The sequence below is a fragment of the Croceibacterium mercuriale genome, assembly GCF_000802385.1.
Taxonomy (GTDB): Bacteria; Pseudomonadota; Alphaproteobacteria; order Sphingomonadales; family Sphingomonadaceae; genus Croceibacterium; species Croceibacterium mercuriale.
Genome location: NZ_JTDN01000001.1, coordinates 1,121,073 through 1,142,672, shown reverse-complemented (window position 1 = coordinate 1,142,672; position 21,600 = coordinate 1,121,073). Strand labels below are relative to the sequence as shown.

Annotated in this window: 19 protein-coding genes and 3 tRNA genes; 9 read left to right on the top strand and 13 right to left on the bottom strand. The window is 66.3% G+C overall.

The window, feature by feature from the left end; genetic code table 11:
* The first annotated feature begins 6 nt into the window (after positions 1–6).
* From PK98_RS05180 to PK98_RS05170, 3 genes are all read left to right on the top strand, one after another.
* Positions 7–828 carry an inositol monophosphatase family protein gene (locus tag PK98_RS05180; protein WP_039094789.1) on the top strand — a complete coding sequence of 274 codons (822 nt, stop codon included), beginning with the start codon at positions 7–9 and terminating at the stop codon, positions 826–828.
* Positions 829–879: 51 nt separating this feature from the next.
* Positions 880–963: transfer RNA gene (locus PK98_RS05175), tRNA-Leu, on the top strand.
* A 304-nt stretch (positions 964–1,267) separates the two neighbouring features.
* The gene (locus tag PK98_RS05170) at positions 1,268–1,540 is read left to right on the top strand and encodes a hypothetical protein (RefSeq protein ID WP_039094788.1); all 273 of its coding nucleotides are present in this window, start codon (positions 1,268–1,270) and stop codon (positions 1,538–1,540) included.
* Positions 1,541–1,588: 48 nt separating this feature from the next.
* Here PK98_RS05170 and PK98_RS05165 read toward each other — a convergent pair whose 3' ends face one another.
* Positions 1,589–2,683 (bottom strand): DUF475 domain-containing protein, encoded by a 1,095-nt coding sequence (locus tag PK98_RS05165; RefSeq protein ID WP_039094786.1) that lies wholly within the window; start codon positions 2,681–2,683, stop codon positions 1,589–1,591.
* 226 nt (positions 2,684–2,909) lie between these two features.
* Here PK98_RS05165 and PK98_RS05160 point away from each other — a divergent pair, with 226 nt between their 5' ends.
* Positions 2,910–4,472 carry an amino acid permease gene (locus PK98_RS05160; protein ID WP_039094784.1) on the top strand — a complete coding sequence of 521 codons (1,563 nt, stop codon included), beginning with the start codon at positions 2,910–2,912 and terminating at the stop codon, positions 4,470–4,472.
* Positions 4,473–4,554: 82 nt separating this feature from the next.
* Here PK98_RS05160 and PK98_RS05155 read toward each other — a convergent pair whose 3' ends face one another.
* Positions 4,555–5,025: a pyridoxamine 5'-phosphate oxidase family protein gene (locus tag PK98_RS05155; protein WP_039094782.1), complete on the bottom strand. Its 471-nt coding sequence runs from the start codon at positions 5,023–5,025 to the stop codon at positions 4,555–4,557.
* Between the two features lie 240 nt (positions 5,026–5,265).
* Here PK98_RS05155 and PK98_RS15915 point away from each other — a divergent pair, with 240 nt between their 5' ends.
* Positions 5,266–7,152 (top strand): glycosyltransferase, encoded by a 1,887-nt coding sequence (locus tag PK98_RS15915; RefSeq protein ID WP_052208053.1) that lies wholly within the window; start codon positions 5,266–5,268, stop codon positions 7,150–7,152.
* Between the two features lie 10 nt (positions 7,153–7,162).
* Here the strand turns inward: PK98_RS15915 and PK98_RS05145 are convergent, their stop codons facing one another.
* Positions 7,163–7,990: an alpha/beta fold hydrolase gene (locus tag PK98_RS05145; RefSeq protein ID WP_039094780.1), complete on the bottom strand. Its 828-nt coding sequence runs from the start codon at positions 7,988–7,990 to the stop codon at positions 7,163–7,165.
* A 121-nt stretch (positions 7,991–8,111) separates the two neighbouring features.
* Between PK98_RS05145 and PK98_RS05140 the strand changes: the two genes are divergently transcribed.
* The 4 genes from PK98_RS05140 to PK98_RS05125 are packed head-to-tail and all read left to right on the top strand — an operon-like array spanning position 8,112 to position 12,200.
* Complete coding sequence (locus PK98_RS05140; protein ID WP_039096269.1) at positions 8,112–9,362, top strand: putative DNA modification/repair radical SAM protein; 1,251 nt, start codon at positions 8,112–8,114, stop codon at positions 9,360–9,362.
* Positions 9,359–10,792 (top strand): UdgX family uracil-DNA binding protein, encoded by a 1,434-nt coding sequence (locus PK98_RS05135; protein WP_235425402.1) that lies wholly within the window; start codon positions 9,359–9,361, stop codon positions 10,790–10,792. Before PK98_RS05140 ends, PK98_RS05135 begins: the two co-directional genes overlap by 4 nt.
* Before the next feature lie 12 nt (positions 10,793–10,804).
* Complete coding sequence (locus PK98_RS05130; protein ID WP_039094779.1) at positions 10,805–11,446, top strand: LysE family translocator; 642 nt, start codon at positions 10,805–10,807, stop codon at positions 11,444–11,446.
* Positions 11,447–11,477: 31 nt separating this feature from the next.
* Positions 11,478–12,200, top strand: a complete 723-nt coding sequence (locus tag PK98_RS05125; RefSeq protein WP_039094778.1) for an extensin-like domain-containing protein — start codon at positions 11,478–11,480, stop codon at positions 12,198–12,200.
* Here PK98_RS05125 and phoB read toward each other — a convergent pair.
* The 10 genes from phoB to recJ form a co-directional block, all read right to left on the bottom strand.
* Positions 12,197–12,886, bottom strand: coding sequence for a phosphate regulon transcriptional regulator PhoB (gene phoB / locus PK98_RS05120; protein WP_039094776.1), 690 nt, complete (start codon positions 12,884–12,886; stop codon positions 12,197–12,199). The genes PK98_RS05125 and phoB overlap by 4 nt on opposite strands.
* A gap of 62 nt (positions 12,887–12,948) precedes the next feature.
* Positions 12,949–13,617 (bottom strand): phosphate signaling complex protein PhoU, encoded by a 669-nt coding sequence (phoU, locus tag PK98_RS05115; RefSeq protein ID WP_200884973.1) that lies wholly within the window; start codon positions 13,615–13,617, stop codon positions 12,949–12,951.
* Entirely contained in the window at positions 13,617–14,399 is a 783-nt protein-coding gene (gene pstB / locus PK98_RS05110; RefSeq protein WP_039094774.1) for a phosphate ABC transporter ATP-binding protein PstB, read from the bottom strand. Before pstB ends, phoU begins: the two co-directional genes overlap by 1 nt.
* Positions 14,393–15,658 (bottom strand): phosphate ABC transporter permease PstA, encoded by a 1,266-nt coding sequence (gene pstA / locus PK98_RS05105; RefSeq protein ID WP_039094772.1) that lies wholly within the window; start codon positions 15,656–15,658, stop codon positions 14,393–14,395. The genes pstB and pstA overlap by 7 nt, the downstream gene beginning before the upstream one ends.
* Positions 15,651–17,036, bottom strand: a complete 1,386-nt coding sequence (gene pstC / locus PK98_RS05100) for a phosphate ABC transporter permease subunit PstC (protein WP_039094770.1) — start codon at positions 17,034–17,036, stop codon at positions 15,651–15,653. The genes pstA and pstC overlap by 8 nt, the downstream gene beginning before the upstream one ends.
* A 10-nt stretch (positions 17,037–17,046) precedes the next feature.
* Positions 17,047–18,087, bottom strand: a complete 1,041-nt coding sequence (locus PK98_RS05095; RefSeq protein ID WP_052208051.1) for a substrate-binding domain-containing protein — start codon at positions 18,085–18,087, stop codon at positions 17,047–17,049.
* Between the two features lie 109 nt (positions 18,088–18,196).
* Positions 18,197–19,435: a sensor histidine kinase gene (locus PK98_RS05090; protein ID WP_039094768.1), complete on the bottom strand. Its 1,239-nt coding sequence runs from the start codon at positions 19,433–19,435 to the stop codon at positions 18,197–18,199.
* Positions 19,436–19,569: 134 nt separating this feature from the next.
* Positions 19,570–19,644 (bottom strand) — tRNA-Glu (locus PK98_RS05085).
* A gap of 26 nt (positions 19,645–19,670) precedes the next feature.
* Positions 19,671–19,745, bottom strand: a tRNA-Glu gene (locus tag PK98_RS05080).
* A gap of 70 nt (positions 19,746–19,815) precedes the next feature.
* Positions 19,816–21,597, bottom strand: coding sequence for a single-stranded-DNA-specific exonuclease RecJ (recJ, locus tag PK98_RS05075; protein WP_039094766.1), 1,782 nt, complete (start codon positions 21,595–21,597; stop codon positions 19,816–19,818).
* Positions 21,598–21,600 lie beyond the last annotated feature (3 nt).

Here is a 21,600-nt window from a genome sequence, read left to right as displayed (position 1 = left end):
CGCGTCATGGCAGCTATCACAGGCCTGATCCGGGTAATGGAGCGTGCCGCGCGCAAGGCGGGCGGCAAGCTGCGGCGTGACTTCGGCGAGATCGAGCATCTGCAGGTGAGCCGCAAGGGGCCGGCGGATTTCGTCAGCCGCGCGGACCGGCAGTCCGAACGGACGCTGTGGGACGAGTTGCGCGCAGCGCGGCCGGACTGGGGCTTCCTGATGGAGGAAGCGGGCGAGATCGAGGGCGATCCGCGACTGCCCCGCTGGATCATCGATCCGCTGGATGGCACCAGCAACTTCCTGCACGGCATCCCGCATTTCGCGATCAGCATCGCGGTACAGGAGCCGAAGCTGGACGGCAGCGGGTGGGGCGAGGTTACTGCCGGCCTGGTCTACCAGCCGATCACTGATGAAAGCTTCTGGGCGGAAAGGAGCCGTGGCGCATGGTTGCATGACGGGCGCCTGCGCGTGTCCGCCCGCCGCCAGCTGTCGGAGGCGCTGATCGCCACCGGCACGCCGTTTTCCGGCCACGGCGATTTTGTCGAATGGAGCCGCATCTTCGGTGCCGTGGGACCGGAGGTCGCCGGCATTCGCCGCCTCGGTTCCGCCGCGCTGGACCTTGCCTGGGTGGCCGCTGGTCGTTTCGACGGGTTCTGGGAAAGCGGGCTGAGCCTGTGGGACTCCGCCGCGGGTTGCCTGCTGGTGCGGGAAGCGGGCGGGTTCGTGACCGATTATCGCGGCCGTTCGCTGCCGATCTGTGCCGATCAGGTGCTGGCCGGCAACGATCCGCTGCACTCGCGTGTGCACAAGCTGCTTGCTGGCGCCCTGCGCGACTAGACCCACTTGCCCGGATCGCGTCGGCCCGCTAAGCGCCGCCCGGTCCGGCATGCCCCTGTGGTGGAATTGGTAGACGCGCTCGACTCAAAATCGAGTTCCTTTGGAGTGCCAGTTCGAGTCTGGCCAGGGGCACCACCTGCAAGTCGGCCGCCATCGCTGTCGGCCCGACGCCATCCTTCAGAAAGTATGGCCAACCGCCTGCTGCACGATCGCGAAGATCCTGCATTCGCCGTTTTCGTGCGCCGTCTCCACCCATTCGCAGGCAAGATCCTTCTGCAAGAGGACATGCTCGCCAGCAGGCTGGACGCCTACTGGCGTATGGATGTTCGGTGTTCGCGATTACGGTGGCGGTGGCGGCGGCGGTGCGTCGCCAGGCGGACGGAACGAATGGCGAGCATCGTGCGCTGTCTCCCAGCAATAACAGCAAGGGAGATCTGCCATGGCCGATGAACGCATCGTCACCACCGAGACGCCGGAAGGCGCCAGCCACACGCACACGACTATCATCACGGAAGGTCCGTCGCGCCGGTCCAACGGCACAGCGCTGTTTGGCGTGATCGCATTGCTGCTGATTGCTGCCATCGCCGTCTGGGCGTTTTCGACCTTTGGCAGCGCCGAAGCCGCCAAGGACAACGCGATTGCAAATGCGGCCGGGGAAGTGGGCGAAGCCGCAGGGCAGATCGGCGACGCGGCGAAGGAAGCCGTGAACTAGGCGACGTTCCGACAAGGGGACGGGGAGGATTGCGCCTCCCCGCTCCTGTCAGCGGGGGCCGGTATCGACCTCCTGCTGCACGGCGGCCAGACCCTCGCGCGCCTTCATCCGGCGGTTATGGCGCATGGACCACAGCAGCGACAGCCCGATCAGCACCGCGCCGATCAGTCCGGTGATGGTTTCCGGAATATGGAACCGGGCGGACAGCAGCATGATGCCGCCCAGCACGATGATCGCCCAGAACGCGCCGTGCTCGAGGTAGCGATATTCGGCCAGCGTGCCCTGTTCGACCAAGTGGATCGTCATGGAACGCACGAACATGGCGCCGATCGACAGGCCCAGCGCAATGATGATCATGTTGTTCGACAAGGCAAAGGCACCGATCACGCCGTCGAAGCTGAAGGATGCGTCGAGAATGTTGAGGTAGATGAAGCCACCCAGGCCGCTGCGCATCGCGGCGCCCGCCAGCTTCTTCTTCTCTTCCTGCAGTTCCAGGATGGCACTGATGCCTTCCACGGCGATGAAGGTCACCAGCCCCAGAATGCCGGCGACCAGGAAGGTGAGGGCGTCAGCCGGGGACAGCAGGTTGGAGATGCCCCACAGGGTCAGCAGCAGCAGGGCGATCTCGGCCGCCGGTACCGCGGAGAAGCGCGCCAGCATCCGTTCGACACTCGCAATCCAGAACACCTCTTTTTCGCCATCGAAGAAGAACTTGAGGCCGACCATCGCAAGGAAGGCGCCGCCAAAACCGGCGATGCCGACATGGGCGGAACTGACGATGCGCTCATACTCGATCGGATCGTTCAGCGACAGGTTGATCGTTTCCATCGGCCCCAGTCCGGCCGCGATGGCAACGATCGCCAGCGGGAACACGACCCGCATGCCGAACACCGCGAAGGCGATGCCCCAGGTCAGGAAGCGCTTCTGCCAGACCTTGTCCATGTCCTTCAGAACGGAGGCGTTGACCACCGCATTGTCGAACGAGAGCGAGATCTCCAGTACCGACAGGACCACGATGATCCACAGCATGCCCAGCATTGCCGACACGCTGCCGGTGCTGGACAGGCCGTACCAGGCGCCCAGCGCGAGGCAGACGATCGTGAAGATCAGCGAGAAGCCGTAGAAACGTCGAAAGGTGCCCATGGGATCGTGCTGGCCGATGTCTGTTGAGGAATATGCCGTCCGCTAGGCGCTTTGACGATGATGGGCAACTCACCCGCTGTTCCACGCACATATCCGGCAAACATCGCCGGAATCTGTCATGCAGCATTGCAGCGACGTAAAATTGGCATAGAACAACGCACACAAGCGACGGCAAGGCTGCACAGCCAACGTCGCGGACCATGCAATTGAGGGATTGTCAGGCTCCATGATTTTCGGCCGGGTAAAGCCGCTATCCGCCATTCTGGCGACAGCGGAAAAGAAGTCGCTCGAGCGTTCCTTGGGCGCGTTTCAGCTGACCATGCTGGGGGTCGGCGCAGTTATCGGCACCGGCATCTTCGTGTTGACGGCGGAAGCGGCGCAGAAGGCCGGGCCGGGCATGATGGTGTCCTTCATCATCGCCGGGTTCGTCTGCGCGGTGGCGGCCCTGTGCTACGCCGAGATGGCGGCGATGGTGCCGGTATCCGGCTCCGCCTACACCTATTCCTACGCCGTAATGGGCGAGTTGATCGCCTGGATGGTCGGCTGGGCGCTGATCCTGGAATATGCGGTGGCGGCGGGCGCCGTGTCCGTCGGCTGGTCCGGCTATGTGGTCGGGCTGATCCAGAACGCATTCGGCGTCGACATACCGGTGGCGCTGGTGCGCGGGCCGTATGATGGCGGACTGGTCAACCTGCCGGCCATGCTGATTGCCGGGCTGGTGACATGGCTGCTGGTGATCGGCACGAAGGAAAGCGCTGCGGTCAACGCGGTGCTGGTGGCGATCAAGGTCGCCGCCCTTGCGCTGTTCGTGGCATTGTCCGTGCCGGTCATGAACATGGACGGGTTCACCCCGTTCGCGCCGCTGGGCTTTACCGGCATCTCGGCCGCAGCCGCCTCCATCTTCTTTGCCTATGTCGGCTTCGACGCGGTCTCCACCGCGGCGGAGGAAACCAAGAACCCGCAGCGCAACATGCCGATCGGCCTGATCGGTTCGCTGGCCATCTGCACCGTGTTCTACATCCTGGTCGCGGCGGGCGTGATCGGCACGGTGGGTGCGCAGCCGGTGTTCGGCCCGGCGGGCGAAGTGCTGGCCCCGGGCTCGACCGCGCTGTCCGACCAGTGCGCCGCGCTGGCCGCCGCCGGCAACGAGGCCGTGACCTGTTCCAAGGAGGCGCTGGCCTGGACCCTGCGGGAGATCGGCTGGCCGCAGATCGGCAACCTGCTGGGCCTCGCCGCAGGCCTCGCGCTGCCTTCCGTGATCCTCATGATGATGTTCGGCCAGACCCGCATCTTCTTCGTGATGAGCCGCGACGGGCTGCTGCCGGCGATGTTCTCCAAGATTCACCCGACCTATCGCACGCCGCACGTGATCACGATCCTGACCGGTATCTTCGTGGCGCTGTTCGCGGCGTTCTTCCCGGTGGGCATCCTGGCGGACATCTCCAATTCCGGCACCCTGTTCGCCTTCGCCGCGGTTTCGATCGCGGTGATGATGTTGCGGCGGACCGATCCGAGCCGTGTGCGCCCGTTCCGCACCCCGGCGGTGATGATCACGGCGCCGATCGCCATCGCGGGCTGCGCCTATCTGTTCTGGAGCCTGGGACTGGAAACCAAGCTGATGTTCGTGGTCTGGGCGGCGATCGGCCTGGTGGTCTACTTCGGATACAGCCGCAATCGGAGCCATGTGGGCCGCGGTCTGCTCGATGTGCCGGAAGATGACGCGGACATTCCGCCGCTGCCGGTGCCGCCGCTGCCCGGCGCACCCACGCCGGGTGGCAAGGACGCCTGACACCCTGCTGCCGATGCGAACATGAAAAGGCCCGCCAGGATCACTCCTGGCGGGCCTTCTTGCAGGCGGGAGGGGCAGGGCGTCAGAGCACCGTCTTGGTATGCTCGTCATGCGCTTCCGCGTGCACGTCGAAGCCCAGCATCATCTTGACCTCGTCGATTACGCCAAGATCGCTGTTCCAGATTTCGGCCCGGCCCAGATCCATGCGCAGGAACAGCAGGTTGGGATCCTCCTTGCCCTGCGGGTACCAGGCCTCGATCTGCTTGGTCCACTGCTTGTCCAGCCGTTCACGGCTGTGCTCGGTCACCAGCGTGCCGCCGAAGCGGACGAACATCTGATGCCCCTTGCCGGTGAAGGTCGCCGTGGCCGGGCCACCGGCCGCCAGCGCGTGATCCTTCTTGGTGAAGAACCAGATCGCGCTGTCGGCATCGCGATCGAGCGTGGCGGTCATCGGCACGGCCGTCGCCGGCGCGGCATCGAGTTGCAGGAAGGTGTAGGGGCTTTCGGCCAGAGCCTTCCAGAATTTCTGCTTCAGTTCATGCGTGTCGCTCATCGCGGCGTCTCCTGTGTGTTGCCCGATCAACCGGAGGCTGCCCGTTCCGGTTCCTCAAGCCTGCGGCTCGATTGGCCGGCGGGCCTTTGATCGTCACCCCGGATCGGGTCGCCGCATCGAACACGCTGTGCCCGTCATCGGGCTTGATCTTGCGCAGGCAATCCACCAACCGGAACCAACAACAGCTACGCTGCATTGCAGCATTGGCTATAAACCCCGTGCGTACAGGAAACCTTGTCCATGCCGCTGCCGCAGCGCGTCGATCTCGATCCATGGGTCCTGTTCACGGCAGTGGCCGTGCTGGCCATCTCCCTGTGGCTGGCCCGGTCCGTGCGTGTGACGCACGATACCCGTGGCGCGGAGCTGGGGGAGCTGCTGGCGATCGCAGTGCTGGCGACCGGCGCCTGCGCGCTGCTGCTGGGCGAGCTGGGCACGATCCTGTGGCCGGCCGGCATCTTCCTGCTGCTCTCGGTCGGCATTGCGCTGAACACCCGCAACCTCAGCATTCCCGGCGCCGCGTGGCTGGCCATCACCTTCCAGGGCCTGTGCACCACCTGGCTGTGGTCGTGCCTGTTCATCAACGAGCTGACCCTGTCCCGCGGGTTCGAGGCGCTGGCGCTGATGGGTGTTACGCTCACCTTTGCCGTGTCGCTGCTGGCGTCGGTCGAACGGATCGCGCGCGAGGCGGTGCTGACCCATGGCAGCTGGCGCGAGCCGACGCATGCGCCGGCGCTGGCATCCCGCCACTATCAGCCGCGTGTCTCCATCCAGCTGCCCTGCTATGCCGAGCCGCCGGAGATCGTGAAGGCGACGATGGATCACCTGGCCGCGCTCGACTATCCGGATTTCGAGGTCCTGGTGTGCGACAACAACACCAAGGACGAGGCGCTGTGGCGCCCGCTGGAAGCCTATAGCGCGGAGCTGAATGCGCGGCTGGGCCGGGAGGTATTCCGTTTCTTCCACGTGGCGCCGCTGCCCGGGGCCAAGGCGGGTGCGCTGAACTGGCTGCTGGATCAGATGGACCAGACGGCGGAGATCATCGCGGTGATCGATGCCGATTACCTGTCCACGCCGGACTTCCTTGCGCGGCTGGTGCCGTTCTTCGAAGACCCGCAGATCGGGTATCTGCAGACGCCGCACGATTATCGCGACTTCGAGAACAGCGCCTTCCTGTCCGCCTGCTATGCCGAGTACATGCCCAACAACAAGGTCGATATGCTGGGCGTGCATGAATATGGCGGGGCCTTTACCATCGGCACGATGTGCCTGCTGCGCACCCGCGCCCTGCGCGCGGCGGGTGGCTGGGCCGAATGGTGCCTGACGGAAGATTCCGAAGTGTCCGTCCGCATCCGTGCGGTCGGCTATCGCGGATATTACCTGAGCGAGACGTTCGGGCGCGGGCTGATCCCCGACACGTTCGACGATTACAAGAAGCAGCGTTTCCGCTGGACCGCCGGGCCGGTGCAGCAGTTGCGGCGGCATTGGCGCCTGTTCATGCCTGCGCCCTATGCGCGGCCGATGCCCGGTTGGACAAAACTGCTGGAGGTGCTGCGCTGCATGGCGCCGCTGCAGACACTCGCCGGCATCGTCACCGGCCTGTTCATGCTGGGGGGCGTGACGATCGCCATCTATGCCGGCCGGATCGATCCGGTGAACGTGCCGGACGTGACCTGGCCGCTGCTGACGCTGACGATGGTGACCACGCTGGTGCGCATCCGCCACCGCTACAAGCTGTCCGGCATCCACAGGCTGGCCGACATGGTGCGCGGCGAAGTGGCGCGGGCATCGCTGACCTATGTGGTGCTGCTGTCCGGGATCGCCGGCCTGTCGGGCAAGCCGCTCGGCTGGCGCCGGACGCCCAAGTTCGGCGGCAGCGACACGCTGGGCGGTGCCCTGTGGTCAGCCGCGCCGGAGATGGCGCTGGGCCTGTTGTGCCTGGCGGGCTGCGGGCTGGTGCTGGTCGCCATGTCGCAGATCGGCTGGGAGCTGACCGTGCTGGGTGCCAGCGGGCTTGCCGTCATGGCGCTGCAGTTCCTGTGCGCGCCGTACATGGCATTGCTGGCGCTGCGGGGGAGCGACCCCCGCGCCGCCGGTGGCCACGGCCCGCAAGTGCCGGCCGTGGCCTGAACGGGGTCGCCTAGCGGCGGCCCAGGAAGTCCAGCAGGTCCTGCGTCAGGCGATCCTGCTGCGTGGCGAACAGGCCATGCGGCTCGCCATCATACTCGATCAGGTCCGCCGAGGAGATGGCGGCGGCCGCAGCGCGGCCGGTGGCATCGATCGGGACGGTCTTGTCGGCCGTGCCGTGGATCACCAGCGTCGGCACGGTGAAGTGCGGCAGGTCCGGCCGGAAATTCGTAGTGGCGAACGCCTTGGCGGCCTGCAGCGTGGCATATTGTCCAGCCATCTGCGAGGTCATGAAGGCCCAGTGCAGCTGCTCGTCACTGACCGGCTGCGTCACCAGACCGACGCCATAGAAGTCCTTGAAGAAGCCGGTGAAGAAGTGGCGGAAGTCGGCGCGCATGCCGGCCGTCATCTCGTCGAACGTGGCTTGCGGCACACCATCCGGATTGTCCGGAGTCTGCAGCATGTATGGAACGACCGAACTGACCAGCACCGCCTGCGTCACGCCTGCGCCATTGTGGCGGCTCATGTAGCGGGCGATCTCGCCGCCACCCATGGAGAAGCCGACCAGCGCCACGTCCTGCTTCGCCCCGGTGCTCTCCAGAACGTCGGCCAGGTCATCGGCGAAGGTGTCGTAGTCATAGCCGGTTGCCGGCTGATCCGACCGGCCGAAGCCGCGCCGGTCATATGCGATCGCCTGGTAGCCGGCCTCTGCCAGCGCAATCATCTGCGGATCCCAGCTGTCGGCGGATAGCGGCCAGCCATGGATCAGCACCACCGGCCGGCCCTGGCCCAGGGTCTTGACGTACAGGCTGGTACCGTCGCGTGTCTGCACTCGGTTCATCGAAGCGTCCTTATGCTTGAAAGGTAACCCGGTCAGAACCTTTGAGCCCGACGTAAGTTGCATCTGTGAACGGCACACGCGGGCCCTAGCCGGGGCGCTCAATCGAACATATATGGAACAGATGAAACAAGGCAGCATCCTGGAACGGCTGGCGGTACTCGCGGATGCCGCCAAGTACGATGCGTCCTGCGCGTCCTCCGGCACGGCCAAGCGCAACAGCAAGGACACTGGCGGAAAGGGCATCGGCTCGACCGAGGGCATGGGCATCTGCCATGCCTACGCGCCGGATGGCCGCTGCATTTCGCTGCTGAAGATCCTGCTGACCAATCACTGCATCTTCGACTGCCATTACTGCATCAACCGGGCGAGTTCCAACGTGGCGCGCGCGCGGTTCACGCCGCAGGAGGTGGTGGACCTGACGCTCAGCTTCTACCGCCGCAACTACATCGAAGGCCTGTTTCTCTCCTCGGGCATCGTGAAAAGCTCCAATCACACGATGGAGCAGCTGGTGGAGGTTGCCCGCATCCTGCGGGAGGAGCATGACTTCCGTGGCTACATCCACCTGAAGACCATTCCCGATGCCGATGCCGAGCTGGTGCACCAGGCGGGGCTGTATGCCGACCGCGTGTCCATCAACGTGGAGCTGCCGACCGATGCGGGGCTGGCACGGCTGGCACCGGACAAGAACACCGGGCGGATCGAGGCCGCGATGGCGGAGGTGAAGGACGACATCGCGCAATCCCGCGACGAGACGAAGCGGTTCCGCAATGCGCCACGCTTCGCCCCGGCCGGGCAATCGACGCAGATGATCGTCGGTGCGGATGCGGCCAGCGATGCGGACATCGTGGGCAAGGCTAGTCGCCTGTATGACGGCTTCCGCCTGCGGCGGGTCTACTACTCCGCCTTCAGCCCGATCCCTGATGCCAGCGCCGTGCTGCCGCTGAAGCGTCCGCCGCTGATGCGGGAGCACCGGCTGTACCAGTCCGACTGGCTGATGCGCTTCTACGATTATTCCGCGGCAGAAGTGATGCAGGCGACGGGCGATGACGGCATGCTGCCGCTCGACATTGATCCGAAGCTGGCATGGGCGCTGAAGTTCCGCGAGCGGTTTCCGGTCGATGTGAACCGGGCCGGGCGTGAGGCGATGCTACGCATACCGGGATTGGGCGTCCGGGCGGTCGACCAGATCATCGCTGCGCGGCGTCAGCGGACGTTGCGGCTGGAGGATGTGGGCAAGCTGACCGTGTCCATCGCCAAGGTCCGTCCCTTCATCGTGGCACTGGACTGGCGGCCGACCGCCTTGACCGACCGGGCCGATCTCAAATCGCTGCTGGCGCCGAAGCAGGAGCAGCTGGAACTGTTCGCCGCGTGACAGCGCCGCTGCCTGACGGGGATGCCGCCTTCTATTCGGTGCAGCTGCCCGCGCCTGACGACTTCGGGTTCTGGCGCGACACGGCCCGTGCGCTGATGCAGTGCAGCGTGCCGCCGGACCGGATCGCGTGGGTCGAGCCGGGCGGCAGCGGCGATCTGTTCGCCGACGGCGGGCAGCCCTTGCCTGTGCCGGCGGCCGACGCGCCGCAGGTGCGGGCCAGCAAGCCGTTCATCCAGGCGGCGGAGACTGCCATCTGCCATTCCGATCCGGCGCGCTTTGCGCTGCTGTACCGCCTCCTCTGGCGGCATCAGGCGAACAGCCGCGTGCTGGAGGACCGCACTGACAGCGATGTGCGCCGGCTGGACGAACTGGCCCGCACCGTGCGGCGGGACAAGCACAAGATGCGCGCCTTTGTCCGATTCCGCGCGCTGGCGGAGGCGGATGGCGAGGAGCGGTTCGTCGCCTGGTTCGAGCCTGAGCACCATATCCTGCGCAGCAATGCCGCGTTCTTCGTCAATCGCTTCGCAAACATGCGCTGGTCGATCCTGACCCCGCGTGGTTCGTTGCACTGGGACGGTGAGGTGCTGGCCGAAGGTCCGCCCGCACAGCGCGGCGACGCGCCGGGCGAGGATCCAACGGAGGATCTGTGGCGGCGGTATTATGCCTCCACCTTCAATCCCGCGCGGCTGAAGATCGGCGCCATGCTGAAGGAGATGCCGCGCAAATACTGGAAAAACATGCCGGAGACCGCGTTGATACCGGAACTGGTGGCAGGCGCCCAGGCGCGGGAGGTGGCGATGGTGGAAGCGGGTGCGCTGGAATTCGATGAGCGGCCGACCACACTGTCGGCGATCGACAAGGCTATCCATGCCTGCCGCAAGTGCCCGATCGGAGCGCTGGAGAACCAGGCCGTCATGGGCGAGGGGCCACATCACGCCGCACTGATGATCGTGGGCGAGCAGCCCGGTGATCAGGAGGACCAGCAGGGCCGTCCGTTCGTGGGCCCGGCGGGACAGGTGCTGGACGTCCATCTGCAACGGGCCGGGATCGATCGTGGCACCACCTACGTCACCAATGCGGTCAAGCATTTCAAGTTTGTGGACCGGGGCAAGCGTCGCCTGCACCAGACGCCGACGGCCAAGGAGATCGACATCTGCCGCTGGTGGATCGAGGGCGAGCGGCAAATCGTGCAGCCCAGGCTGATCCTGGCCATGGGTGCCAGCGCGGCGCGCGGGATGCTGGGCAAGACGGTCAGCGTCAGCAAGGCGCGGGGCACGGCCCATCCGATGGAGGATGGCAGCGAACTGTGGATCACGGCGCATCCGTCCTATCTGCTGCGGCTCGACGGCACCGCCCGCGAGGAGCAGGAGCGGCTGTTCCAGGCCGATCTGGTCGCCGTGGCGGACCGGTTGGCCGTACTCACGCGCTAGTCCGTCACCATCATGATCGATCCTGCCAAGCTGCTGCTGTTCACCACCGTGACCGGCACGGTCAGCCTGGTGCCGGGTCCGCAGATGGTGTTCGTGCTGACGCAGTCCGCATGGCGAGGCCATCGTGCCGGGCTTGCGGCACTGGGCGGGCTGCAACTGGGCAACATCTTCTGGTTCGTGGCGGCCGGATTGGGCCTCGGCACGCTGGCGCTCGCCTGGCCGCGTGCGATCGGGGCGCTTGCCGCGGCCGGAGCGCTGTACCTGGCGTGGCTCGGCTGGCGTGCGATCGTGGGGTCGCGGGGGCGTTCGACGGCGGGGGAGACGCAAGCGCTCCGCAGCCGCCATGCCCTGCGTGACAGCGTGGCGATCGCGCTCGGCAACCCCAAGTCGCTGGTCTACGTCCTTGCGCTGCTGCCACCATTTCTGTCCTTCGATCAGCCGCTTGCCCCGCAGCTGGCGATCCTGGCGGCGATTGCCGTGACCTGCGACCTGGTGGTCGGTGGGGCCTATGTGGTCGCGGGGAGCAGTCTGGCTGCGGCCATGGCACGGCCGGGGACACGCATGTGGCTGGAGCGGGCAGCGGGCACGGTGTTCCTGCTGCTCGCCGCCATCATCATTGTCGGACTGGTACGCAGCGGCGGACGCATCGCCTGAGCCGGAACGGTTCAGCTGTCCCGGCGCTTGGATGACGATGCGTTTCTCCCGCCAGTTGGACCAGTTCGGCAAGGATCGCATGGTGCTGGGGCTGCTGTTGCTGGCCGGCCTGCTGCTGGCGGCACGTGCGTGGCTGGCCGATCACCCGCAACACGATCCATGGGCACCGCTGGATCTCAACGATCCACCGGGTTGGGCCACGCAGCGCAAGCTGGCGTCATTGCGCAGCGATCCGGATGAGTGCCGTGCCGTGCTGGAACGGAGCGGTGTGGCCTTTGCCGTGCTGGAACCTGCGGGGGAGGGCACCTGCCGCCGGGCGGACCGCACACAGTTGCGCGATGCTCCGTTCAGCCCCGCGCGGCCGGTGACGACGTGCCCGGTCGCGGCCGCGGTGCAGGTCTGGCTGACGCAGGCGGTGCAGCCGGCTGCCGCCGAACTGCTGGGATCGCCGATCGTGCGGATCGAGCATCTGGGCACGTTCAGCTGCCGCCGGATCGGTGGAGGCGGGAACTGGAGCGAACATGCCACCGGCAACGCGATCGACATCGCTGCTTTCGTGACGGACGACGGCCAGCGTGTCAGCGTGTTGCGCGACTGGGAGCGGGAGGGGACCGACGCCGAGTTCCTGCGCAATGTGCGCGATGGCGCGTGTGACGTGTTCGGTACTGTGCTGAGCCCGGACTACAACGCCGCGCATGCCGACCACCTGCACCTGGATCAGGCGGCACGCGGGCTGGGCGGGTTCTGCCGCTAGACAGGCTCGAGCGCATAGCCGGCGGAGCGGACCGTGCGGATCGGATCCTTGGCCGTCTCCAGCGCGACCGCCTTGCGCAGGCGGCGGATGTGCACGTCGACCGTACGCTCCTCGATCTCGCTGCCGGTGCCCCATACCGCATCCAGCAACTGCCCGCGGCTGAACACACGACGGGGATGCTCCATGAAGAACTTGAGCAGGCGGTATTCGGTCGGGCCGATCTGCAACTGGCGGCCCCGGCGCTCGACCCGATGGGCCACCGGATCGAGTCGCATGTCGCCGGCCTCGATCGTCTCCCCGGCCAGCGCGGGCCGGACCCGCCGCAGCACGGCGGACACGCGGGCCAGGAGTTCGCGCGGGGAGAACGGCTTGGTGATGTAATCGTCGGCGCCGATCTCCAGCCCGCGGATCCGGTCATCTTCCGCTTCGCGCGCGGTGAGCATGATGATGGGAACATGCGCCGTTGCCTTATCCCGGCGCAGGCGGCGGCAGACCTCGATGCCGCTGGTCCCTTCGATCATCCAGTCCAGGATGACCAGATCTGGCGCGTCTTCCGCAGCGAAGACCAGTGCCTCGTCCCCGTCGGCTGTGACGCGCACATCATAGCCTTCATTGGCGAAGCGATATTCCAGCAGTTCGGCCAGGGCGATATCGTCTTCGACCAGCAGCAGCTTGGGGGCAGACATGAGGCGGTGATCTCCGGAGGAATGTCACCGCCGCCATATTACACAAAAGCGACAGAACCGTGTCAGCGATCGATATCGGTCGGGTACCGTCCGGTGGCGGAGAAGTGCACCATCTCGGCCACATTGGTGGCGTGGTCGCCGATCCGTTCCAGGTTGCGGGCGACGAAAAGCAGATGGGCCGCGCTGCTGATCGTGGCAGGATTTTCAACCATGTAGCTGACATAGTTACGGAAGATGCTGTCATAGAACGCGTCCACCTTGGCATCACGCTCGATCACCTCACGCGCCAGCAGCGGGTCGCGCGCGGCGTAGGCGGTCAGGACGTCATGCACCATCTCGGCCGCGATCTCGCCCATGGCGGGCAGCAAGGTCAGCGGTTCGAACCGGGCCCGATCGGGCAGGCGCGGCACGCGCTTGGCGATGTTCTTGGCATAATCGCCGATCCGCTCAAGCACGCCGGCGATCTTGAGCGCGGCGATGATCTCGCGCAGGTCGTCGGCCATCGGAGCTCGCAGAGCGAGCATGCGCACGGCCATGGAGTCGACTTCCATCTCCAGTTCGTCCAGCTTGCGATCGCGGGTGACCACGCGTGCGGCCTTGTCCTCGTCGCCCGCGACCAGCGAATCCAGCGCATCCTGGATCGCGACCTCGGCCAGACCACCCATTTCCGCGATCAGGCCGCGCAGCCGGGTGATGTCCTCGTCGAAGGCCTTGACCGTATGTTGCACCATCAGCCGTACCGTCCTGTGATATAGTCCTGCGTGCGCTGTTCGCGCGGCGTGGTGAATATCTGCGAGGTATCGCCATATTCCACAAGGTTGCCCAGGTGAAAGAACGCTGTCCGCTGGGAGACACGGGCGGCCTGCTGCATGGAGTGGGTAACGATCACGATGGCGTAGCGGCCCCGCAACTCGTCGATCAATTCCTCGATCCGCGCGGTCGCGATCGGGTCCAGCGCGCTGCACGGCTCGTCCATCAGGATGACCTCTGGCTCCACCGCGATCGCGCGGGCAATGCACAGGCGTTGCTGCTGACCGCCGGACAAGGCGGTTCCGGGATCGGCCAGCCGGTCCTTCACCTCGTCCCACAGGCCGGCACGCCGGAGGGAGCGTTCCACATTGGCGTCAAGCTCCGCCTTGCTGGCGGCCAGACCGTGGATGCGCGGGCCATAGGCCACGTTCTCGTAGATCGATTTCGGAAACGGGTTGGGTTTCTGGAACACCATGCCGACCCGGGCGCGCAGCTGCACGACGTCCATGCCGGAGTGATAGATATCGTCTCCGTCGAGTTCGATCACCCCCTCCACCCGGGCGCTGCCGATCGTGTCGTTCATGCGGTTGAGCGTACGCAGGAAGGTCGACTTGCCGCAGCCGGACGGGCCGATGAAGGCGGTCACATGTTCGGTGTGGATGTCGATCGAGACGGTGTCGATCGCCCGCTTCGCGCCGTAATAGACTGATACGTCATGCGCGCGCATTTTGGGTTCTGAGTTGGGCAGCACAGGGTTCACCATGTCTTTTCGAAGCGGTTGCGCAAGTAGATGGCAATTCCGTTCATCACCAGCAGGAAGGCCAGCAGCACGATGATCGCTGCGCTGGTCCGCTCCACGAAGCCGCGATCGATCTCGTCCGACCACAGGAAGATCTGCACCGGCAGCACCGTGGCGGGATCGGTCAGGCTGCCCGGCGGCGTGGCGACAAAGGCGCGCATGCCGATCATCAGCAGCGGTGCGGTCTCGCCCAGGGCGCGGGCCATGCCGATGATGGTGCCGGTCAGGATGCCGGGCAGGGCCAGTGGCAACACGTGATGGAACACGACTTGGATCGGGCTGGCGCCGATCGCCAGGGCGCCGTCACGGATGGATGGCGGAACTGCCTTGATCGCATTGCGGCCGGAAATGACGATCACCGGCATGGTCATCAGTGCCAGGGTCATGCCGCCGATGAGCGGCGCGGAGCGCAGCGAGGGGAACAGGCCCAGGAACACCGCCAGCCCCAGCAGGCCGAAGATGATGGACGGGACCGCGGCCAGATTGTTGATCGACACCTCGATCAGGTCGGTCCAGCGGCCGCGCGGGGCGTATTCCTCCAGGTACAGCGCGGACAGCACGCCAATCGGGAAGGCGAGCGCCAGCGTGATCAGCATGGTCAGTATAGACCCCTTCAGCGCACCCCAGATGCCTGCCAGCTGCGGGTCGGTGGCGTCCGACCGGGCCAGGAAGCCCAGGTCCAGCCGATCCGCCAGGGCGCCGTCAGCGGACAGGCGATCCGCCAGCGGATGGAGTTCGGTGTGACCGTCACGATCGAACGCCGCCGCCAGATTGTGGCTGACCGGCAGGTCCATCGTCACGCGACGATCCAGCATGGCGGGATCGTCGATGATTGCCTCTGCCGCAACGCGCCAGGCATCGGGACTGATCTGCCCGGCTGCGTCCGCACCGAAGCGGGCGCCGACATTCGCCTCGATGATCTCGGGCAATCCCTGGTTTTCCAGCGAGCGGATCGCCACGCCCAGCGTAGCATCGGCAGGCGGCGCCACGAGGTCGGCGGCGGCGAGATCGACCGGCGTGACCAGCGTGGTGCGCTGGAACCCGCCGATCCCGTTCAGGGTCATCGTCGCCAGCAGGAACACCAGCACGGCCATGGAGAAGACGATCGCGGCAAGACCCGCTAGCCGGAACCGTCGTTCGGAGGCATAGCGACGCTTCAGCCGCGCGGCATATTCCGGCGAGCGGGTGGGGCCGAGATCGGCGGAGGTCATGGTGTCACTCATAGGCTTCGCGGAACCGTTTCACGACGCGCAGGGCGATGAAGTTGAGGCCGAGGGTGACCAGGAACAGCACAAAGCCGAGGGCAAAGGCGCTGAGGGTGGCGGGATGGTCGAAGCTGCCTTCGCCGGTCAGCATGGCCACGATCTGGAAGGTGACGGTGGTCATCGCCTCCAGCGGGTTGGCGGACAGGTTGGCGGCGGCGCCTGCGGCCATCACCACAATCATCGTCTCGCCGATCGCCCGGCTGACCGCCAGCATCACGCCGGCGACGATGCCGGGCAGGGCAGCGGGTACCAGCACGCGGCGGATCGTCTCGTTATGGGTGGCCCCCAGCGCCAGCGAGCCGTCGCGCATGGTGCGCGGCACGGCGGCGATGGAATCGTCGGCCATGGAAGAGACGAACGGGATGATCATGACGCCCATTACCAGCCCGGCGGCGAGCGCGCTTTCGCTGCTGGCATTGCTGATGCCGAGCGACACGGCGATGTCTCGGATGGCCGGGGCGACGGTCAGCGCGGCAAAGTAGCCGTAGACCACGGTTGGGACGCCCGCCAGGATCTCCAGCATCGGCTTGAGCCACCGGCGCCAGCGCGGGTCGGCATATTGGGTGAGGTAGATCGCGCTCATCAAACCCAGCGGGATCGCGACCACCATGGCGATGATAGCGCCGATGTAGATTGTGCCCCAGAACAGCGGCAGCGCGCCATAGCGGCTGCCATCGACATTGTCCGTGCTGCTCATCGGATCCGGCCCCCACTGGGTGCCGAACAGGAAGTCGATCGGGCTGACCATGCCGAAGAAGCGAACCGTCTCGAACACCAGGCTGACGAAGATGCCCAGCGTCGTCAGGATGGCGACCAGCGATGCCAGCAGCAGGATGGCCATCACCAGCCGCTCCACACGGGTGCGGGCACGGAAGTCGGGTCGCAGGCGCAGGAACGCGGCCACGCCGCACAGGAAGGCAATGATCACCGTCGCAGCGCCGCCGATCAGATTGTAGCGCCCGATCGCCTCCTGGAACGGCTGCACCAGCACCTGCGCACCGGTGTTGAACACGGCAGGGGCCGAGCCGGCGGCGACATTGCGGGCCTCCGCCAGCAGGGTCTGCCGCAAGAGGCCTTCGGTCGGCAGGCTGGCGGCGGCCGGGCTGGCCTCCACCGCCTGAACGATCAGCGCCGGCGAGACGATGCCCCACACGATGATGAACAGGATCGCCGGGATCAGGATCGAAAGGGCCACGAACCACGCATGGTAGGTCGGCAACGCGGCGAGCCGCTGTGTCGGCTGCGCGTTGGCGAAGCTGTAGGCGCGGCCGCGCGCGGCGATCCAGCCGATTGTCGCCAGAGCCAGGGCCAGCAGGATGAGCAGTGAAGGTGGCATGGTGCGGGCCTTACTCGAAATCGGCCGCGGTCAGGGTCGTGTAGCGGGTCGCTGCGTCAGCGCTACGCTGCGCCACGTCCGGCGGGCTGGCGACCAGGCCGATCGTGGTCAGCGGACCATCGCGGCCCCAGCTTTCCACCCACTTGGCCAGGAACGGTCGGAGACCTGGGATGGCCTGAAGATGCGCCTTCTTGACGTAAATATAGAGGGGCCGCGCGCCGGGATAGGCGAAGGAAGCGATGTTGTCGTAGGTCGGCAGCACGCCGTTCATCGGCAAACCCTGCACCCGTTCGGCATTCGCCTCCAAATAGGAATAGCCGAACAGGCCGACCGCGTTGGGATTGCCGCGGATCTTCTGAACGATCAGGTTGTCCTGCTCTCCCTGGTCGACAAAGGCGCCGTCATTGCGCACTTCGGTGCAGATCTGCTCGAACCGGGTCTCGTCGCTTTCCTTCAGCGCCGCCATGCGCGGGTCGGCAGTGCAGCCCGGGATCAGGATCAGTTCCTTCAGCGCGTCCCGCGTGCCGGAGGAGGATGGCGGGCCGTAAAGCAGGATCGGCATGTCCGGCAGCGACGGATCGACATCCGACCACAACCGCGCCGTCTGCGGCTGACCATACGGCGTGGCTGCGATCGCGCGGTAGATGATGGCGGGGCTGAGATTCAGCTGGATGCCGCTCTTCGCACTGGCAAAGGCGATGCCGTCCAGGCCGACCTGAATCTCCATCACGTCAGCCACGCCATTGGCCTGGCAGGTCGCGAATTCGGATGCCTTCATGCGGCGGCTGGCATGGGCAATGTCCGGCGTGCTGGCGCCGAGGCCGGCGCAGAACAGGTTGATGCCGCCGCCGGTGCCTGTCGCCTCGATGATGGGTGACGGGAATTCCGGATTGGAACGGGAAAACGCCTCCGCCACGGTCTTCGCGAAGGGATAGACCGTGGACGAGCCGACCGCGCGGATCGATTCCCGTGTACCGCCTGCGGCCATGCATGCCGCCAGCGAGAGGCTGGTGCAGATGGCGAGAACAGTTGATGCAAGGCGCCGCTTCATGCCGGACCTGCCAGCCTTTCCAAATTTGTGTGGCGACCGGCACAGCCAGCCGGCGGGGATGACGCGGAACGATCGGTCCAGCGCCCGATGTTGGATGATTGAGACAGCTTCATGACAAGAGCACACCCGCTGGCGCAGTTGCGCCATCCTCCTGCCCGGTCGGAACGCCTGCGACCGGCAGATGCACCGTTACCGTGGTACCACTGCCTTGCCGGCTGGCGATGTCCAGCCGGCCGCGATGCCGCTCCACGATATGCTTCACGATGGCCAAACCGAGCCCGGTGCCACCCGCTGCCCGGCTGCGGCCGGGATCGGTGCGGTAGAAGCGGCGGGTGAGATGCGGGATGTGCTCAGGCGCGATTCCGTCCCCCTTGTCCCGGACGATGATCGCCGCACAGGATCGCGGCGCCAAGGACAGCTCGATGCTCACCTGGGTTTCCGGTGCTCCATATTTCAATGCGTTATCGACTAGATTTCGCACCAGTTGTTCCAGCTGGCGCTGGTCGCCCGGCGTCTGCAGGGCTTCTTCGGTGATCGTGAATGCCAGCCGGTTCTGCCGCTCCGGCCCGGCGGCGTCGCGCGCCGCCTGCCCGACCAGCAGCCTCAGATCCACAAGTTCGCGTGGACGGTCATGCTTTTCCGCTTCGACGCGCGACAAGGACATCAGGTCGCTGACAAGGTTCTGCAGCCGGCGGGCCTCCCGCAGCACGATGCCATGGAAGCGCGCGGCGCGGGCTGGTTCCAGCGTGTCGCCTTCCTCGACCAGCGTTTCCATGTAGCCGATGATGGAGGACAGCGGCGTGCGCAGTTCGTGGCTGGCATTCGCCACGAAGTCGGTGTGCGCCCGGCTGACGTCGGCTTCCGCCGTCCGGTCGACGAGTTCGACAAGCGAATAACGCTGGTCCAGCGCCTGGCGCGTGATCTGCCAGATGCTGCGCGGGCCTGTGAGCCCCTGAACGGTTGCGCCGCCCCCATCGGCACGGGCGAGCAGCTCCACCGCCTCCGGATGGCGGAAGGCGACGCGGGCATCCTGCCCCAGCACATGCGTGCCCAAAGCTTCGCGCGCGGCGGCATTGGCGACGATGATGCGCATGCCGTCCAGCATCAGCACGGGTTGCAGCGAATGTTCGAACAGGTCGCGCATCCCGGTGCGGGTCAGCTGGACGCTTTCGGCATTGCCGGCCGGGGCCACGACGCGCTGCTGCGGTGTCACCAGCCAGAAGGTGGCGATCCATACCAGCACGATCACGGCGATCAGCAGCGGGTTCTCCCCCGCCAGCAGCAGCGCCACGCCTGATGCCAGTGCAATCAGGATGGCTGCGGTCGGGAACGGCCGGCTCTCGATCATGGCGCGGCCCTAGCCGCCGGAACGCCCGCGTGCCAGCACGAAAACATGGCTCAGGCGGGGCGAGGGACGCATCGCAGCGCGGCCGGACCGGATGGCCTCGCGCAGCGTCGCAGTGATGTGAGGGAGTGAATGGATGGTGACCCCTACGGGAATCGAACCCGTGTTTCAGCCGTGAGAGGGCCGCGTCCTAACCGCTAGACGAAGGGGCCAAAAGCCATTCATGTACGCACCGCGATGGTGACCCCTACGGGATTCGAACCCGTATTTCAGCCGTGAAAGGGCCGCGTCCTAACCCTTAGACGAAGGGGCCTTGTCGCGAAGGCGAGGGGGGCCTTTAGGGGCGCCCGGCGACCGGGTCAACCCCGGTTCTGCGGGTTGTCTCAGTCGGCGAAAGCGGCGTCGTCCAGATGCAGTTCGGCGCGCGGGGTTGCCCCCCAATCATCCGTGCGCGCGCGACCTGCCAGCCACAGGCGGCGGCCCCTTGCACCGTGAAGCAGGGTCTGGCCCAGCAGCGTCTCCGCCATCCGGAAGCCGACCGCCTTGACCGATGCGCCGTCCGCACCGCCGGCGATCAGGCGGACATGGCCGTTGCCGACCACGTCGGCGCGAACCAGATGGACCGGTCCCACCACCACGCGCGGGCCCGGCCAGCCAACGCCGAAGGGACCGGCCGCCTCGAGTTCCTCCACCAGTTCCGCTGTCAGGCCACGGGGCGCGAGCGCCAGGTCCAGCAGCAACGCACTGCCTGTCCCGGCGCGGGCCACGGATGCGGCCAGATGCGCCTCGATCCAGCTGGCGAACTCTGCCACGCGGCCATTCTCGACCGTGAGGCCGGCGGCCATGGCATGCCCGCCCCCGGCGACCAGCAATCCGCTGTCACGTGCACCGATGATCGCCGCGCCCAGGTCCACGCCGGTGATGGAGCGGCCGGACCCCTTGGCCTGCCCGGTCGCGACATCCTGCGCGATCACGATGGCCGGCTTGCCGTATTTCTCCTTCAGTCGCCCGGCGACGATGCCGATCACGCCCTGGTGCCATTCGGGGCCTGACACGACCAAGACGGCGCGGTCCGTCTGGCCAGCGGCCTGCTCCTCCGCCGCGTCCTGCACCGATTGCTCGATGGCGCGGCGCTCCTCGTTCAGCAGGTCCAGCCTGGCGGCGATCATCCGGGCCTCTTCCGGGTCGCTGGTGGTCAGCAGGCGCACGCCCAGGGCGGCATCACCGACCCGCCCGCCGGCATTGATCCGCGGCCCAAGGGCAAAGCCGCAATCGCTGCAGGTGGGGGCGCGGCTCAGCCGGCTGGCATCGATCAGCGCCGCGATGCCGGGATTGGCGCGCCGGCGCATGACCTTCAGTCCCTGTGCCACAAAGGCGCGGTTCAGCCCCCGGATCGCCGCCACGTCGGCCACCGTGCCCAACGCCACCAGGTCCAGCAGCGACAGCAGGTCGGGCTCGCTTCCGCCGGCGAAATGGCCGCGCTGGCGCAGCACGCGGACGATGGCCACGGCCAGCAGGAAGGCGACGCCGACCGCGGCAAGGTGCCCGTGCGCCGTGCCCGTCTCGTCCTCGTCCACCCGGTTGGGGTTGACCACGGCATAGGCCAGCGGCAGGTCCGCCGTGCATTTGTGATGGTCCACCACCACGACGTCGATCCCGGCCTCGTGCGCGGCGGCGAGCGGCGCAAAGGCGGTCACGCCACAATCAACCGTGACGATCAAGGTCGATCCCGCCCGACCCAGGCCAAGCAGCGCCGCTTCGGTGGGTCCGTATCCTTCCGTCAGACGATCGGGAATGTAATGCGAAGCATTGTGCCCCAGCATACGCAGCAACCGGATCAGCAAGGCGGCGCTGGTCGCGCCGTCGACGTCATAGTCACCGAATACCGCGACTTGCTCCCGCGCAATGACTGCATCGGCGATACGTTCGGCCGCACGATCCATGTCTTTGAAAAGCGATGGGTCCGGCATGAAATCACGCAGGCTGGGGGTGCGATGTCGAGGCACGTCATGCCGTTCGACACCGCGTGACAGTAGCAGGTGCGTGACCAGATCATGGCCCAGTCCGGCGGTACCATCCGCCCCAGATGCGTCCCCGCCGCGCCAATGCCAGGCCTTGCCAGACAGGGATTGTTCTATACCTAAGAGTGCAGGGCAGGTCGCCATGGT